16 protein-coding genes are annotated in these 17,898 nt (G+C 42.7%); all 16 read left to right on the top strand.

The genetic code is table 11. The annotated features are described in order from the left end of the window. Position 1: 1 nt before the first annotated feature. The 16 genes from B2248_RS03590 to pqqB all read left to right on the top strand — a co-directional run bounded on the left by B2248_RS03590 (position 2) and on the right by pqqB (position 17,891). On the top strand, positions 2-490 hold the full coding sequence (locus tag B2248_RS03590) for a thiosulfate oxidation carrier protein SoxY (RefSeq protein ID WP_007146865.1): 489 nt from the start codon (positions 2-4) through the stop codon (positions 488-490). Further along, on the top strand, positions 490-807 hold the full coding sequence (gene soxZ, locus B2248_RS03585) for a thiosulfate oxidation carrier complex protein SoxZ (protein WP_007146864.1): 318 nt from the start codon (positions 490-492) through the stop codon (positions 805-807). The genes B2248_RS03590 and soxZ overlap by 1 nt, the downstream gene beginning before the upstream one ends. Continuing rightward, positions 804-2,522 (top strand): PAS domain-containing protein, encoded by a 1,719-nt coding sequence (locus B2248_RS03580; protein ID WP_273178780.1) that lies wholly within the window; start codon positions 804-806, stop codon positions 2,520-2,522. Before soxZ ends, B2248_RS03580 begins: the two co-directional genes overlap by 4 nt. Further along, positions 2,519-3,163 (top strand): response regulator, encoded by a 645-nt coding sequence (locus B2248_RS03575; protein ID WP_007146862.1) that lies wholly within the window; start codon positions 2,519-2,521, stop codon positions 3,161-3,163. The genes B2248_RS03580 and B2248_RS03575 overlap by 4 nt, the downstream gene beginning before the upstream one ends. Before the next feature lie 138 nt (positions 3,164-3,301). Beyond that, on the top strand, positions 3,302-3,373 hold the full coding sequence (pqqA, locus tag B2248_RS03570; RefSeq protein ID WP_081443609.1) for a pyrroloquinoline quinone precursor peptide PqqA: 72 nt from the start codon (positions 3,302-3,304) through the stop codon (positions 3,371-3,373). 144 nt (positions 3,374-3,517) lie between these two features. Continuing rightward, entirely contained in the window at positions 3,518-4,861 is a 1,344-nt protein-coding gene (locus B2248_RS03565) for a sensor histidine kinase (protein WP_273178782.1), read from the top strand. Beyond that, positions 4,858-5,502, top strand: a complete 645-nt coding sequence (locus tag B2248_RS03560; RefSeq protein ID WP_007146860.1) for a response regulator — start codon at positions 4,858-4,860, stop codon at positions 5,500-5,502. Before B2248_RS03565 ends, B2248_RS03560 begins: the two co-directional genes overlap by 4 nt. A 184-nt stretch (positions 5,503-5,686) precedes the next feature. Next, positions 5,687-7,465 (top strand): methanol/ethanol family PQQ-dependent dehydrogenase, encoded by a 1,779-nt coding sequence (locus B2248_RS03555; RefSeq protein ID WP_286722130.1) that lies wholly within the window; start codon positions 5,687-5,689, stop codon positions 7,463-7,465. Between the two features lie 267 nt (positions 7,466-7,732). After that, the gene (locus B2248_RS03550) at positions 7,733-9,085 is read left to right on the top strand and encodes a sensor histidine kinase (RefSeq protein WP_273178374.1); all 1,353 of its coding nucleotides are present in this window, start codon (positions 7,733-7,735) and stop codon (positions 9,083-9,085) included. Then, on the top strand, positions 9,072-9,710 hold the full coding sequence (locus tag B2248_RS03545) for a response regulator (RefSeq protein WP_007146856.1): 639 nt from the start codon (positions 9,072-9,074) through the stop codon (positions 9,708-9,710). The genes B2248_RS03550 and B2248_RS03545 overlap by 14 nt, the downstream gene beginning before the upstream one ends. A gap of 190 nt (positions 9,711-9,900) precedes the next feature. Continuing rightward, positions 9,901-11,679 carry a methanol/ethanol family PQQ-dependent dehydrogenase gene (locus tag B2248_RS03540; RefSeq protein WP_007146855.1) on the top strand — a complete coding sequence of 593 codons (1,779 nt, stop codon included), beginning with the start codon at positions 9,901-9,903 and terminating at the stop codon, positions 11,677-11,679. A gap of 224 nt (positions 11,680-11,903) precedes the next feature. Beyond that, positions 11,904-13,679 carry a methanol/ethanol family PQQ-dependent dehydrogenase gene (locus tag B2248_RS03535; protein WP_273178493.1) on the top strand — a complete coding sequence of 592 codons (1,776 nt, stop codon included), beginning with the start codon at positions 11,904-11,906 and terminating at the stop codon, positions 13,677-13,679. A gap of 40 nt (positions 13,680-13,719) precedes the next feature. Continuing rightward, on the top strand, positions 13,720-14,358 hold the full coding sequence (locus B2248_RS03530) for a response regulator (protein WP_273178491.1): 639 nt from the start codon (positions 13,720-13,722) through the stop codon (positions 14,356-14,358). A gap of 174 nt (positions 14,359-14,532) precedes the next feature. Then, a complete protein-coding gene (locus B2248_RS03525) occupies positions 14,533-16,311 on the top strand; it encodes a methanol/ethanol family PQQ-dependent dehydrogenase (protein ID WP_007146852.1) in 1,779 nt (592 codons plus the stop codon). 488 nt (positions 16,312-16,799) lie between these two features. Then, complete coding sequence (pqqA, locus tag B2248_RS03520; protein ID WP_081443609.1) at positions 16,800-16,871, top strand: pyrroloquinoline quinone precursor peptide PqqA; 72 nt, start codon at positions 16,800-16,802, stop codon at positions 16,869-16,871. 105 nt (positions 16,872-16,976) lie between these two features. Further along, positions 16,977-17,891, top strand: a complete 915-nt coding sequence (gene pqqB, locus B2248_RS03515; RefSeq protein ID WP_273180228.1) for a pyrroloquinoline quinone biosynthesis protein PqqB — start codon at positions 16,977-16,979, stop codon at positions 17,889-17,891. Positions 17,892-17,898 lie beyond the last annotated feature (7 nt).

Here is a 17,898-nt window from a genome sequence, read left to right as displayed (position 1 = left end):
AATGACGGAGAATGCCGACAAGCGACGCAGACAGTTTTTGAAAAGTGCTATTTCAGCATCTACATTGGCATTGGTGGCCAGTACTGGCTTGCTGGCTCCAAAACGCGTACTGGCACATTGGCCCTCTGATGCCTTTACGGCGGATACGGTTGAGGATGCGCTGCTTGCCTTATTAGGGCAGGCACAAGATATTCCAGAAGATAAAGTGAGTTTTAAAGTGGGCTCACCACCTAGCTACGCCGTTAATGGCGCCTCTGTGCCTTTTGAGGTGATATCCAGTTTGGAGAATATAGAACGGATTGCTATTCTCGTGGATAAAAATCCCAATCCATTAGCAATGAGTATCGAACTTACAGAAGGTGTAAAACTGCCATTCAAAAGCATGATAAAAGTGGCGGAAGATTCAAAAATCATTGCTGTCATTCGTGCCGATGGCAAGCTTTATCAAACTTCACGTGACATCTCAGTTGATATTGGAGGATGTGCCTGATGGCCATAACTGCCCGAGACCGGATTCGTGCCAAACTAAAAGAGGGCGATACGACCGTTAGAGTATTACTCGCCCATCCGATGCATACCGGTAGAGGTAAGGATGAAAACGGTGAGTTGATTCCAGCCCAATTTATTCAGGATATTCGTTGCTGGCGAAATGGTAACGAGGTGATGGCGATAAAATGTGGCACGGCAACGGCTCGTAATCCTTATTTCTCTTTTCAATTGGCGGGAGGAGCCGTTGGCGATAAGATTATGATTCGCTGGGTCGATAATCTGGGCGCTAAAGGCGTAACAGAAACTGAGTTACGATGAGTCTTAAGTTAAAAGTTAATCTGTTTTTTACCGTGCTCTTACTGGTGGCATTACTCGCCAGTACCGGTGTTCTGATTACTAACGCACGAAAATCTGTTCAGATTGAAGTTGAAGATACGATGGCTGCCGCAGCTCGTCTTATTACTCTGACCTTAGCCGATAAACCGCTTAACCGGGATTATGGTATCAACCAGCAAATCCATGAAATGGTCAAAGCGCTGAGTCAGATAAGAAGTTTACATATTTTGATGTTCGATTCGCAGGGGCTTCTTTTCGAAGGAGAGCCGGATGAAACACTCAAAGTCGAGCCTCCTGAGTGGTTTGTCAAAGTGCTGTTTCCCGAAGTGACACCTCTCTCTAAACGGTTTGGCACCGGCCATATGGTGATTTATGCTGCGCCAATGCAAGAAATCAGTGACCGTTGGATGGATATACGGAGCATCCTGGCCTTAGGTATGGTGGCTTTTGTATTTGTCAGTATTTTCCTTTACTGGGGCGTGGACTGGTTTTTAAGGCCTTTGCAGAGACTATTGCAAGTTTTGTCTGCGTTTGAGAAAGGCGATTTGCACTTACGCCTGCCGGATTTCAGCCTGGCTGAAATGAATCAAATCAGTCATACCTTTAATAGAATGGGTCAGGCACTGGAACTGAGTATGGCAGAAAATCAACGTTTAGCCATGTTAGTTCGGCAGTCCGGCGATGCCATTTTGTCACTGGATCATGCTGGTAATATCACATTTTGTAACTCTACAGCCGAACGTTTATTTGCCAAACAAACCTTGGTATTAAAGGGTGAAGCACTTGCTAACCTGGGCTTTGAACAGTCTCATCAGAAAATAGCTTCCATTTTAGAAAACTGTGAAACGACAGAAAACATGGAGACTACGCTGTTACGACCAGATGGCGAAAAAGTGGCCTTACTTATGTCAACGGTGCCGTTATTTGATAAAGAGCAGCAGGTCATTGGTCTGATTTGTACACTGCGTGATATCACCGAGCTAAAACAGGCTGAGGCCGCTAGAACGCAACTCAGGGAGACGCGTTTACTGACTCAGCATATGGATGAAGTACAAGAAGCGGAACGGCGTCATTTAGCCAGAGAGCTTCATGATGAGTTGGGTCAGTGCCTGACAGCGATAAAAACTGATGCGGTATTAATCCGCAATCGTACGGAGCAGAGCGAACCGCGAGTGTTCAACAGTGCCCAGGCTATTATTGATACGACGAGTCATATATATGATGTAGTTCATAATATGATCACGCGTTTACGCCCGAGTCCTTTGGATGATTTAGGATTGGTGCCGACACTTGAGCAAGCGATTACCAGCTGGCAGGCACGTGAGCCTGATATCCAGTTTGATATTCGGGTGTCAGGTCGTTTAGATAATCTGAATGAAATGATGAATATGACGGTATTCCGTGTGGTGCAGGAAGCAATAACCAATGCAGTAAGACATGCGGAGGCAAGTCAGATCAATGTTATTGTAAAAACACAGAAAGCCAGTAATAGTGATATAGATAATCTTTCTATCGAGATTAAAGACAACGGTAAAGGTATGGTTGTTAAAGACCTACATTCTGACGTCGACTTTGGATTGTTGGGCATGCGCGAGCGTGCTCACAGCCTCGGGGGTGAGTTTGAACTTACCAGTGAGCCAGGCAATGGCGTTAAAGTCAGCGTGGTTATTCCTCTAAGAGCGGACAGATTATTATGAGTCTGGATAAAAAAACAATATTGCTGGTTGATGATCACGAACTGGTGCGAGCAGGATTTCGTCGACTTTTGGAAGATGGTGACAAATTTACGGTGATTGCAGAGGCAGGTAGTGGTGAGCAGGCTGTTCAGGATTTCAGTAAACATCATCCTGATATTGTTGTTATGGACATATCTATGCCTGGCATCGGTGGTGTAGGCGCCATAGAGAGGATCACTGCCAGAGACCCCTCTGCAAAAATTCTTGTCCTCAGTGTGCATGAAGATAGTGTCTTTACGACAAGGGCAATGCAGGCAGGGGCGTTAGGTTTCATTCCCAAACGCAGTGCGCCGGAAGAAATGCTACGAGCAGTAGAAATGGTCGCTCAGGGCAAAACCTGTATTGCGCCTGAAATCGCTCAGCAGTTAGCCATGCAAAAACTGACTGGTTCAGAGAATCCGATTGATGTTTTGAGTCAGCGAGAGTTTGAAGTCTTCCGTTTGCTGGCGGAAGGTAAAACGGTAAACGAAATTGCGGATATCTTGAATTTAAGTCCAAAAACAGTGGGCACTCATCATACCAATATCAAGCAAAAATTGAATGTCTCAAACTCTGCAGAGTTAGCGCGCTTGGCAATTCGTAGTGGTTTGCTTGATGCGTGAGATAATCCTGCTTAGTTTATTCAGAAAAATCCTGAGTCATGACGAGTAAAAACCTCTCTGAATTGTTTACACAAATCCGTAGACTGTGAACTATGGAATTCAGCCAATAGTGACTGAATCAATTAAGAGGAATTGACTATGTGGACTAAACCAGAATACTCAGACATGCGTTTCGGCTTTGAAGTAACAATGTATATTTGCAACCGCTAAAACGCCTTTCTTTCAAAGAAAGTCAAAAAGCCCCGTTAATCGGGGCTTTTTTTTGTCTGTCACTTTTGTAAAAGGGAATTTCTCCTATCTCCAATACATCACTGCAATACTAGAATGCTTATTTATTTCACATAGTCCTAGTGCATGAATCTCAGATATAGACTCAATCTTATCGTCACAGCTGTCTTGTTAATTATCTTAGTGATTGGCGCAGTAAAAGCGATCCATAGTGCTCGTGAAGATGTTAGGGCTGAAGTCGCCTCTACCATGGACTTCGCCTTACACATGCTAAATGCCGAGTTAAGTCATTTTAAATTCAAAGACAAAGTGCTTAAAGAGCAGGCTGAATCACCATTTATGCTGAATAAGCTCACGGGAGTCAGGCATTTAAGAATCGAATTTTATGGCATGCATAATCAACTTATCGAAAGTAATGAAGATGAAACCAGTAATGACCATAAACCCTATCCCGACTGGTTTGGTCGCGAGATGTATTCTGCCCTTGATGATTTAAAACCTGAACGACTGCCGGTTTATGTGAATTCGCAAAAAATTGGTGAATTAGTCATAAAGCCTAAGCCTGATAATGAAATAGCCGAGGCTTGGGATGAGACGAAAACACTATTGACCATGATTTCATTATTTTTTGTCTTTGTGAATATTCTGGTTTATCTGGTAGTGGCTCGCGCCTTAAAACCTATCGATCAGATAATTTCTGCGCTGACTGATATTGAAACTGGGAATCTGGATAGCCGATTACCTATATTTGAATTACCCGAAATGGCCAGTATCAGCCATAAATTCAACATGATGGCTTCTACCTTACAAAGTAGTATTCGTAATAACCATCGCCTGACACAACAGATTATTCGTTTGCAGGAAGCTGAGCGAAAAAGTCTTGCTCACGAACTGCATGATGAAATTGGTCAGCATCTGACGGCAATTCATGTTGATGCTTCGGTGATTAAGTCTACCAACGATCTTGAGGCTGCTAAAAAAAGTGCTTCGGCGATTGATGAAGTGGTGGGCTTGATGATGGATATTCTGCGAACCATGCTGCAGCGCTTGCGTCCGGGCGGACTCGATGAATTAGGTTTTATTGCAGCAATGCAGGAGTTAGTGGATAGCTGGCGTGAAAGACATCCGAATATTGAAGTGGAATATCAATTTGATGGTGAGTTCTCGTCACTGGAAGAAAATGCCCAATTAACACTTTATCGCGTCATACAGGAATGCCTAACCAATATCAGCCGCCATTCAAAAGCCAAGCAGGCATGGATCATTTTAAAAGAGGAAAAGCGTGCCATTCATTTGACCGTGAGTGATAACGGCAAAGGCTTTGAACCATCACAGCACACACAGCGTTTTGGTCTCGCAGGAATGAAAGAACGCTTAGACAGTGTGGGCGGCACTTTTGATATTACATCTAATTTAAATCAAGGCGTCACGATTGATGTGACGGTTCCCAAACAAGGAGATAATGCGTGAGCCAGTTAATTAAAGTCATGCTGACTGATGACCATGCCGTAGTCAGATCAGGTTTATGTCGATTACTCGAACAAAATTCAGACATAAAAGTGATTGCTGAAGCGGAGAGTGGAGAACAGGCCTATCAAACTTATCCGGAGAATCGTCCGGATGTGTTAGTGATGGATATGTCGATGCCTGGTATGGGGGGGCTTGAGGCATTACGCAGGATTCTTCATCGTTGGCCTGATGCACGAGTCATTATGTTCTCTATGCATGAAAATGCGACCTATGCAATTCAGTCGCTGACCGCTGGCGCCATGGGTTACGTAGCAAAATCGGGTAATGCTGAGGATCTTGTTAAGGCAGTAAAAGAAGTCGCGTCAGGCAAAAGCTTTTTGAGTGCAGATATGGCACAAAAAGTCGCTTTGCAAAGTTTGACTGGCGATGATAACCCGACGCAAAGATTAACTTCACGGGAATTTGAAGTTTTCCGTTTATTGGCGGAAGGAAAGTTAGTAGAAGAAATTGCGGGACGATTAAATATCGGTCAAAAAACAGTCGCTAATTACCAAACAAGTCTCAAACAGAAGCTAGATATTCATTCTCCGGTTGAATTGGTCAGATTGGCCATGAAATATGGTGTAATTACGGAGCAGTGATTTTTGATTAAATGACAATTATTTCATCAGTTTAGGTTTTACTTCCTTAAGTTGTGTCGATTTGTTCCCGCTAAAATCGGGAATCTTTGGTAATGATTCTTGGGCATAACGAGCATAAAGTGTGGGAACCATGTCGTTGTTATTCCTCTCGACATGTTCTGTAATCAAACACTAGGGATTAAAAATGAAGCTGAAAACTTTGTCATTAGCAATGATGACATTGGCAGTGCCAGGCTTGGCTGCTGCCGATGAATTGCTTGAAATGCAAAAAAATCCGAATAACTGGGTAATGCCAGCAGGTAACTATAACAACCAACGTTACTCTGAATTAACTCAAATCAACAAAGACAATGTCAAAGATTTAAACATGGCATGGTCTTTCTCAACCGGTGTTTTACGTGGTCACGAAGGTAACTCTTTGGTTATCGGTGACACTATGTATGTCCATACTCCTTTCCCAAACATCGTTTATGCGTTGGACTTAAACAACGATGGTGCGATGAAATGGAAATATGAACCCAAACAAAACTACGATGAAACAGTGCCTGTTATGTGCTGTGACACGGTTAACCGTGGTTTAAGCTATGGCGATGGCAAAATCTTCCTGAACCAAGCCGATACAACACTTGTTGCATTAAATGCTGAAGACGGCAAAGTGGTTTGGTCTGACAAACGTGGTGATCCTAAAAAAGGTGAAACCAGCACAGGCGCTGCATTTGTTGTTAAAGACAAAGTCTTAGTCGGTATCTCAGGTGGTGAGTTTGGTGTACGTGGTTATATCAAAGCCTATAGCCTGGATGGTAAAGAACAGTACACGGCATACAGCACAGGTCCTGACAAAGAAATGTTAGTTGATCCTAACAAAACCATGTCTATGCTGAAGCCGGTTGGCAAAGATTCATCTTTGAAAACCTGGCAAGGTGACCAATGGAAAATTGGTGGTGGTACCACTTGGGGCTGGATTTCTTATGACCCGGATCTGAACATGTTCTACTATGGTTCAGGTAACCCATCTACCTGGAACCCGGTTCAACGTCCTGGTGACAACAAATGGTCAATGTCTTTATGGGGTCGTGACTTAGACACCGGTATGGCGAAATGGGTTTACCAAATGACACCACATGATGAGTGGGATTATGACGGTATCAACGAAGTCATTCTTGCTGATCAAAAAGTGAAAGGCAAAATGCATAAAACTGCTGTTCACTTTGACCGTAACGGTTTTGGTTACACCATGGACCGCGTCACTGGTGAACTGTTAGTGGCTGAAAAATATGATCCAGCAGTTAACTGGGCAACTGGTATTAATATGAAAACAGGTCTGCCTGAGCGTGCTGCAAAATACTCAACAGCAGCCAATGGCGAAGACGTTAATACTACGGGTATTTGTCCTGCGGCCTTAGGTTCAAAAGACCAACAGCCAGCGGCATTTTCGCCTCGTACAGGTCTGTACTATGTGCCAACCAATCACGTTTGTATGGACTATGAACCATTTGAAGTGGAATACGTAGCGGGTCAACCATACGTTGGTGCAACGCTGAATATGTTCCCTGCACCAGGTGGTACTCACATGGGTAACTTCATCGCTTGGGATGCCCGTGAAGGTAAGATCGTATGGTCAAACCCAGAACGTTTCTCAGTCTGGTCTGGTGCCTTAGCAACAGCGACTGATGTCGTGTTCTACGGTACATTGGAAGGTTATCTGAAAGCCGTTGATGCACAAACAGGTCGTGAACTATGGCGCTTCAAAACAGCATCAGGTGTAATCGGTAACGTCAATACTTACACACATGACGGTAAACAGTACGTTTCTGTGCTGTCAGGTGTCGGTGGTTGGGCTGGTATCGGTATGGCGATTCCTGACTTAGAAAACAGCTCAGATGGTCTAGGCGCAGTCGGTGCTTATAAAGCATTGTCTAGCTGGACTAACCTGGGTGGTGTTCTGAGCGTATTCAGCCTGTAAGACCCAGATGATATAGATTACTCTGTAATCTTAGTCTGAATAAAAGGCCCGGTATCTTTTGATGTCGGGCCTTTTTTTATATCTCTAAATCAAAATGGGATTTGAGGTATGTCTGTGGTTAAAAAAGCTATAATAGTCGGCTTCGACTGCATTGTTTATATCTAAGGATGTTGATGTAGCAAGGTGTGCTTGGGTGTGAAAACCTAAATACCAAACTTATTTCGTTAGGGACTACAGGTATTTTTAAGCCTCACGATAAGGGTATTGATGAATAAAATATTGACCGGCTCAGTTGCACAGAAAGTAGCGTTATTTATCGCTGGATTAATTTGCTTCCTAATTTTCTTAGAAGTCTTAGCCCTAGTACAAATCTACTTGATTAACCATCGTGAAACTACTCAGGAAGCCACCTTGGTCTCATCTATGATTCGTGAGCAGATTGACGATTTTAATATCGCCGAGACAGATAAAAATCAGATTCCTATATTTGAACTACAACAATGGCGTAATTTAGATCGTTTGAATATTGAGTTCATCTCTCAAGATGGTTCTATGATTGAAAGTAATCGTCAATATCAATCTGATACTGATGGCGTGATGACAAAAGTGATGAAAGTCATTTTAGATATCTTTCATCTTAAATCTGTTTATATTGTTGAGCCGGTAGTGATTCACTCCAGGCATGTCGGTGAAGTCATTATTCGCAGTGATATATATCATGAACTGAAATATGTTGGGATAGGGATTGCCGAATTATTAATTCCCATTTTATTTACATTCATATTATCAAGCTGCCTGGTCGTGTTTCTGTTCTCACTCATTTTAGAGCGTATTGACGGTCAACTTAACTTTCCAAGACAGAAGGAAGAGAAAACTGGACGTCTACGTTATCTATCCTTATCCAATATCAAACGCCTTATTTTTCGTATTATTGAGTCAAGTGAAAGTTTAAAAAAGGTTTTTCACATACAAAAGAGAAAAGCCGTTGAATTACAAGAAATCGAACGAAAACGTATTGCGGCAGAGCTACACGATGAGCTTGGTCAACTTTTAACCACAATGCGTATTGATTTGGACAAGTTTTATCACTCAGATGATCCCAATACAAAAGAAAATACCATTGCTAATCTAAGGCAACGTAGCGAGAGAATGTCAGATATTCTGAGATCGAATCTTAAACAATTACGCCCCCCTAATTTATCTGAATTTGGTTTGGCACATTGTTTACATGAGTTGGTTAATGACTGGATTTATAACCATCCGCAGCATCAACTTGAATTGACCATAAATTGTAATTTGAGGTTACTTGATGAGCATATGCAATTAAGCTGTTACCGTATCATTCAGGAAGGTTTAACTAACATCAGTCGTCACGCTGGTAACAATGTTGAAGCTAAAATTCTGCTTTACAGAAAAGACAATGACATTATTATCGACGTGATGGATAACGGTCAGGGATGCGATTTAAACTTGATAAAAAAAGGCTATGGATTATTAGGTATGCGAGAACGGGTAGAGACAGTATCAGGTCACATTCATATTGAAAGTCAGCCAGGACAAGGCATGAAAATTAAAGTGAAGCTACCGTGTGGTATCGGAGAGATCGATGGCAAAAATTAAGATTCTATTGGCTGATGATCATGAGATTGTACGATCAGGTCTAGCGAGTATGCTGAACAGTTACGATGAGTTTCAGGTTGTGAAAGAAATTCCAAGCGGGGAAAAAGCCTATCAGGCATACACAGAATTATTACCCGACATCCTGATCACTGATATGTCGATGCCGGGTATTGGCGGTTTGGAAGCAGTAAGAAGGATCTGTGGTAAGTTTCGAAATGCTCGTATTATTGTCTTTTCAATGCATGAAAATGTGACATTAGCGATGCAAGCAATGAGTGCTGGAGCAAAAGGTTACGTTATCAAATCAGGTGATAGTCAAGATCTGGTGACGGCTATTCATCAGGTAATGAATGGCAAAAACTTTTTAAGTGCTGAAATGGCACAGAAAATTGCTATGCAAAGTGTGTCTGGCTCCGATGACCCTACCCAAAGATTGAGTACGCGGGAATTTGAAATATTCAGGCTGTTGGCTGAAGGACTGACCATTTCACAGGTTGCCTCCCAGTTAAGTCTGGAAGCGAAAACTATTGCTAATTACCAGACCATGTTAAAACATAAATTGGGTTTTAATTCATCGGCAGAAATGGTTCGCTTAGCCATAAAGTACGGTGTAGTCAGCAGTTAATACTAGATTTTCAATTATTTTCAGGAATCTTATTAATATTGCGTGGGAAGCCTTTCCGCCATGCTTGGGAATATATCCCAAACTATGGGTGATTATTCCCTAATGAAAAGAAGGTAAAAGCCGAATAGAGTCCTCCCTGACCGGCCAGTGTTGCCGTCATGTTAAATAACAATTAATAGAGGTCACTCTAATGAAGCTGAAAACTTTATCAATCGCAATGATGACTTTAGCTGTGCCAAGCTTGGCTGCTGCTGATGAATTATTGCAAATGCAAAAAGATCCGAATAACTGGGTAATGCCAGCAGGTAACTATAACAACCAACGTTACTCTGAATTAACTCAAATCAACAAAGACAATGTCAAAGATTTAAACATGGCATGGTCTTTCTCAACCGGTGTTTTACGTGGTCACGAAGGTAACTCTCTGGTTATCGGTGACACTATGTATGTCCATACTCCTTTCCCAAACATCGTTTATGCGTTGGACTTAAACAGTGACGGTGCGATCAAATGGAAATATGAACCCAAACAAAACTACGATGAAACAGTACCTGTTATGTGCTGTGACACGGTTAACCGTGGTTTAAGCTATGCAGACGGCAAAATCTTCCTGAACCAAGCGGATACAACACTTGTTGCATTAAATGCTGAAGACGGCAAAGTGGTTTGGTCTGATAAACGTGATGATGCTAAACGTGGTGCAACAAGCACGGGTGCTGCATTTGTATTCAAAGATAAAGTCTTAGTCGGTATCTCAGGTGGTGAGTTTGGTGTACGTGGTTACGTTCAAGCCTATGACTTAGATGGTAACGTTAAATACAAAGCCTACAGCACGGGTCCTGATGATGAAATGTTAGTTGATCCTAACAAAACAACGTCTATGCTGAAGCCGGTTGGCAAAGATTCATCTTTGAAAACTTGGCAAGGTGACCAATGGAAAATTGGTGGTGGTACAACATGGGGTTGGTATTCATACGATCCAGATCTGAACATGTTCTACTATGGTTCAGGTAATCCATCTACCTGGAACCCGGTTCAACGTCCTGGTGACAACAAATGGTCAATGTCTCTATGGGGTCGTGACTTAGACACCGGTATGGCGAAATGGGTTTACCAAATGACGCCACATGATGAGTGGGATTATGACGGTATCAACGAAGTTGTACTTGCTGATCAAAAAGTGAAAGGCAAAATGCATAAAACTGCTGTCCACTTTGACCGTAACGGTTTTGGTTACACCATGGACCGCGTCACGGGTGAACTGTTAGTGGCTGAAAAATATGATCCAGCGGTTAACTGGTCAAACGGTGTGAACCTGAAAACTGGTTTACATGATCGTGTAGCGAAATACTCTACTGCACGTAACGGTGAAGATGTGAATACATCTGGCGTATGCCCTGCAGCATTGGGTTCTAAAGATGAGCAACCTTCAGCGTATTCTCCACGCACTGGTCTGTTCTACGTGCCAACCAACCATGTATGTATGGACTATGAACCATTTGAAGTGGAATACGTCGCAGGTCAACCATACGTTGGTGCAACATTAAGCATGTATCCCGCACCAGGTGGTACACACTTAGGTAACTTTATCGCTTGGGATGCCCGTGAAGGTAAGATCGTATGGTCAAACCCAGAACGTTTCTCAGTCTGGTCTGGTGCCTTAGCAACCGCTTCTGACGTCGTGTTCTACGGTACATTGGAAGGTTACCTGAAAGCCGTTGATGCGCAAACAGGTCGTGAGCTGTGGAGATTCAAAACTCCATCAGGCGTTATCGGTAACGTCAACACCTACAAACATGACGGTAAACAGTATATTTCTGTACTGTCAGGTGTCGGTGGTTGGGCTGGTATCGGTATGGCGATTCCAAGCTTAGAAAACGAAACAGATGGTCTTGGCGCAGTCGGTGCATATAAATCACTGTCTAGCTGGACTAACCTGGGTGGTGTTCTGAGTGTATTCAGCCTGTAAGACCCAGATGATATAGATTACTCCGTAATCTTAGTCTGAATAAAAGGCCCGGCATCGTTTGATGTCGGGCTTTTTTTATTCAGCCAAGGTTCACTTGTCACATGTGAAAATACTCAGACTGGTCAGATCGGGAAGATTTGCCGGTGATTCATTCGTTTTTTAGGCATAGAGTGTGATGACCTACATGCCCTGAAAACGCATTTTTAATGAATAAACTGAGTAATATGACATTTCTAAGATTTTTAATTGCTTCTGCAGTCGGAATTTATGCTGGCACCAGCCAAGCTGATGAATTACAAAAACTTCAAGATGATCCGGCCAACTGGGTGATGCCGGCCGGAAATTATAATAACCAACGATACTCATCACTCAAGCAAATCAATAAAAAAAATATTAACAAGCTGAACATGGCCTGGTCTTTTTCGACAGGTGTTTTACGTGGTCATGAAGGCAATTCTCTAGTCATTGACGATACTCTATATATTCATACACCTTTCCCTAATATTGTTTATGCGCTCGATTTAAATAATGACGGTGCTATTAAATGGAAATACGAACCCAAGCAGAGCTATGACGAAACTGTGCCAGTCATGTGCTGTGATACGGTCAACCGAGGCCTGGCTTATGCAGATGGAAAAATATTTCTTAATCAGGCAGATACGACCTTGGTTGCGTTGGATATGCACACAGGTAAAGTCGTTTGGTCTGATAAACGTGATGATCCAACGACAGGTGCCACAAGTACTGGCGCCGCTTTTGTTTTTAAAGATACGGTTTTAGTCGGTATTTCTGGCAGTGAATTTGGTATTCGTGGTTATGTTCAGGCATATGATTTACAGGGGAATGTGAAGTATAAAGCCTATACCACAGGACCCGATGATGAGATGTTGGTAGATCCTGTAAAAACCACCTCAATGTTGAAACCGGTAGGTAAAGATTCATCTCTGAAAACATGGCAGGGTGATCAATGGAAAATCGGTGGTGGTGTCACATGGGGTTGGTTTTCATACGATCCTGACTTAAATCTGTTCTATTACGGGACAGCAAACCCTTCCACATGGAATCCCGTACAACGACCCGGTGACAATAAGTGGACTATGTCATTGTTTGCCAGAGATTTGGATAGTGGAATGGCAAAGTGGATTTACCAAATGACACCTCATGATGAATGGGATTATGACGGTGTGAATGAAATTATTCTCAGTGATCAGAAAATTAAAAATAAACTACGCAAAACCGCAGTTCACTTTGATAGGAATGGTTTTGCCTACACAATGGATAGAGAAACAGGTGAGTTATTACTGGCGAAGAAATTTGATCCATCTGTGAACTGGTCAAAAGGAGTTGATTTAACCACCGGAAGGCATGACCGTGTTCAACAATATTCGCCCGATTTTAATGGTGAAGATGAGAATACAACGGGTATTTGTCCTGCAGCGTTAGGGTCAAAAGATCAGCAACCGGCGGCTTATTCTCCACGAACCGGTTTGTTTTACGTGCCAACCAATCATGTTTGTATGGATTATGAACCATTTGAAGTCGAGTATGTGGCGGGTCAGCCATATGTTGGAGCCAGCCTGTCAATGTACCCGGTAGATGACGATCCCAACTTAGGTAATTTTATTGCCTGGGATGCCCGTGAAGGCAAGATTGTCTGGTCTAACCCAGAACGTTTTTCTGTCTGGTCAGGTGCTTTGGCGACTGAGTCAGATATTGTTTTTTACGGCACCCTTGAAGGCTACTTAAAAGCGGTGGATGCCAAAACTGGACGCGAGCTTTGGCGTTTTAAGACGGCATCGGGAATCATTGGTAACGTCAATACCTATGAACATAATGGCAAACAATACGTTTCAGTGATATCTGGACTGGGTGGCTGGGCCGGTATTGGTATGGCGATGGGACTAAAAAATGATGCTGATGGCGATGGAGCAGTAGGTTTATACAAATCACTTTCCAGCTGGACAAATCTAGGTGGTGTATTAAGTGTCTTTAGCCTCTAAGCCAACTTACTTTCCTAAGATAAAAGTGATGTAAATATTAATGATAACAGTCATTCTGGTTGATGAGCATCATGTTGTACGTGCTGGGATTAAACGTCTAATTGAAGAACAGAATGACATATTAGTGATTGCAGAGACCAACCAGAGTGATCAACTGCCAGCCTTGTATGAAGAGTATCAACCGGATGTATTCATCATTGATATGAATACGGCTTATGGCTCGACCTTAAATAGGGTTAATGAGCTTACAATGACATACCCAAGCGCCCGTGTGATGATATTTTCGAACCTGCCGGAGTCTTTTTTTGCCAATGAAGCTATCCAATCTGGTGCAAAAGCCTACATAAGAAAAACCAGTACAACTGAAGAATTGCTGCTAGCCATTAGAAGTGTCGCTGCAGGCAAAACATATCTGAGTGTGGATATTGCCGAAAAATTGGCATTAAAAAATGTTGCTGATGAGCATGAGCCAAGCACAATACTTACCCCTAGAGAGTTTGAGATTTTTCGTTTACTTGCTGAAGGTATGGAAGTAGAATCCATCGCGAAAGAATTGAAGATCAGCCTCAAAACAATGGCTAATTATCAAACGCAGTTAAAGCAAAAGTTGAATATAGCGACACCCATTCAGCTGGTTCGTTTAGCACTCAAGCATCACGTTATCACCCTAAATGAATAATCAGAATTCATTTCTAGCGCCAAGTCAATCCCGAGTTAACTATGATTAATTCCTGCTTATATAGGGAGTTGCTCCTAATGTGCTAGGGGAAAAATAAGAATAAAGTATTCAGCAGTGGTTATTTATAGATTAGCCACCTATAAAAACAAACCTTCAATACTAGAGGTATATAAAATGAAGCTGAAAACTTTATCAATCGCAATGATGTCATTGACTGCGCCTGGCTTGGCTGTAGCTGATGAATTGCTTGAAATGCAAAAAAATCCGAATAACTGGGTAATGCCAGCAGGTAACTATTCAAATACACGTTACTCAACATTAACTGAAATTAACAAAGATAATGTCAAAGATTTAAACATGGCATGGTCTTTCTCAACCGGTGTTTTACGTGGTCACGAAGGTAACGCTTTGGTTATCGACGGTACTATGTACGTTCACACACCATTTCCAAACATCGTATTCGCATTGGACTTAAATAATGATGGTGCGATCAAATGGAAATATGAACCCAAACAAAACTACGATGAAACAGTGCCTGTTATGTGCTGTGACACGGTTAACCGTGGTTTAAGCTATGGCGATGGAAAAATCTTCCTGAATCAAGCGGATACAACATTAGTTGCTCTGAATGCCGCTGACGGTAGCGTAGTTTGGTCTGACAAACGTGATGATGCAAAACGTGGTGCGACCAGCACTGCAGCGGCTCACGTATTTAAAGATAAAGTTCTGGTGGGTATTTCAGGTGGTGAGTTTGGTGTACGTGGTTATATCAAAGCCTATAGCCTGGATGGTAAAGAACAGTACACGGCATACAGCACGGGTCCTGATGACGAAATGTTAGTTGATCCTAACAAAACCATGTCTATGCTGAAACCAGTTGGCAAAGATTCATCTTTGAAAACCTGGCAAGGTGACCAATGGAAAATTGGTGGTGGTACAACATGGGGTTGGTATTCATACGATCCAGATCTGAACATGTTCTACTACGGTAACGGTAACCCATCTACCTGGAACCCGGTTCAACGTCCTGGTGATAACAAATGGACCATGTCTTTATGGGGTCGTGACTTAGACACCGGTATGGCGAAATGGGTTTACCAAATGACACCACATGATGAGTGGGACTATGATGGTGTGAATGAAGTCATTCTCGCTGAACAAAAAGTGAATGGTAAAATGCATAAAACCGCTGTCCACTTTGATCGTAACGGTTTTGGTTACACCATGGACCGCGTCACGGGTGAACTGTTAGTGGCTGAAAAATATGATCCAGCGGTTAACTGGTCAAACGGTGTGAACCTGAAAACCGGTTTACATGATCGTGTAGCGAAATACTCTACTGCACGTAACGGTGAAGACGTTAACACAACAGGTATTTGTCCTGCGGCTTTAGGTTCTAAAGACCAACAGCCAGCGGCATTCTCGCCTCGTACAGGTCTGTACTATGTGCCAACCAACCACGTTTGTATGGACTATGAACCATTTGAAGTGGAATACGTCGCAGGTCAACCATACGTTGGTGCAACATTAAGCATGTATCCCGCACCAGGTGGTACACACTTAGGTAACTTCATCGCTTGGGATGCCCGTGAAGGTAAGATCGTATGGTCAAACCCAGAACGTTTCTCAGTCTGGTCTGGTGCCTTAGCAACAGCGACTGATGTCGTGTTCTATGGTACATTAGAAGGTTACCTGAAAGCCGTTGATGCACAAACAGGTCGTGAGCTGTGGAGATTCAAAACAGCGTCAGGCGTTATCGGTAACGTCAACACCTACAAACATGACGGTAAACAGTATATTTCTGTACTGTCAGGTGTCGGTGGTTGGGCTGGTATCGGTATGGCGATTCCAAGCTTAGAAAACGAAACAGATGGTCTGGGCGCAGTCGGTGCATATAAATCACTGTCTAGCTGGACTAACCTGGGTGGTATTCTGAGCGTATTCAGCCTGTAAGACCCAGATGATATAGATTACTCCGTAATCTTAGTCTGAATAAAAGGCCCGACATCGTTTGATGCCGGGCTTTTTTTTGATCAAAAAAAACCAGGCACAGGGCCTGGTTAAATGAAATATAGGTAATGCAATAATGTGGTAAACCACAAAAAGATTAAAGAAGCTGAAATTCTCTAACTTGGTGAATAGTCTATCTTCCATGGTTAATCATGTCGTGAGCATAAATGCATTTAAATTTAGGTGTTTTTTGCCTGACCAGGCTAAGAAGATCTTCCCGCACATTTAGTCATTTTCATCAAATTTTAAAACTACTGCTTTAGCTAAAACTAAGCAGATAGAGCCTCTACAGCTTTTCGGTGAATCAGGAAAATCCTGAATGGCAAGGCGGGGAATCCTGACGAAACATCTCAATCTGCTGTGTACTATCTAATCGTCATTCAAATAGGTTGGATGACATTAAATAAAACAATTTTAGAGAGGATATAGTTATGTGGACTAAACCTGAATACTCAGATATGCGTTTTGGTTTTGAAGTAACCATGTACATCTGCAACCGTTAATCACGGTTTTGATGTATGCCCGGGGCTTTCTGCTCCGGGCAACGTTATACCAGATAAAATTTGTTAAAGTCTTATCTGGTCTAATGCAAGTTTCTAAGGATAATTATGTTTGTACATGTTTTAGGTTCTGGAGCCGGTGGTGGCTTTCCTCAGTGGAATTGTAATTGCACTAACTGCAAAGGTGTAAGAGAGGGCACAATCAAGGCCAGTCCTCGCACACAATCATCCATTGCTATCAGTGCAAACGGAACAGACTGGATTCTGTTTAATGCTTCACCTGATATCAAAAAACAACTGGATGATTTTCCCGCTTTACAACCTGCCAGACAAGTCAGAGATACCGCTATCTCGGCGATAGTGATCACAGATGCACAGATCGACCATGTCACCGGTATGCTCACCCTTAGAGAACATAATAAGCCATGGGATGTATACACAACCAAGGCTGTTTATGAGGATCTGACCACAGGATTCCCAGTATTTAATATCCTTGGTCATTTCCGCGGCATCAACCATCATGAAATTGCAACGGATGAATCAAGCTTCACCATTCCTACAGCAGAAGGACTCGTGTTTACTGCCGTGCCTTTGAAGAGTGAAGCACCTCCTTATTCACCGCATCGTCATAATACGGTCCCTGGCGATAATATCGGTATGCGTATAGAAGATACGCGTACCGGCAAAAACTTATTCTATGCACCAGGATTAGGTGTAGCAGAACCGCATGTTATGGAATATATGGCAAATGCCGACATGGTTCTCGTTGACGGTACCGTTTGGACCGATGATGAGATGTCACATGAAGGCATTAGTAATAAACGTGCGCAGGAAATGGGCCATCTTGATCAGTCGAGTAAAGGCGGCATCATGGAGATCCTCAGTGGTATGGATAAACCACGTAAATTCCTGATTCATATTAATAATACTAATCCAATACTCAACGAGGAATCACCCCAGCGAAAAACGCTGGAAGCGGCTGGAATTGAAGTGTCGTATGACGGCATGGATATCGAGCTTTAACAGTCTA

The organism is Methylophaga sp. UBA2012 (genome assembly GCF_002335235.1).
Lineage (GTDB): Bacteria > Pseudomonadota > Gammaproteobacteria > Nitrosococcales > Methylophagaceae > Methylophaga > Methylophaga thalassica.
The sequence above is the reverse complement of the archived record's forward strand: the minus strand, read 5'-3'. Positions and strand labels throughout refer to the sequence as shown.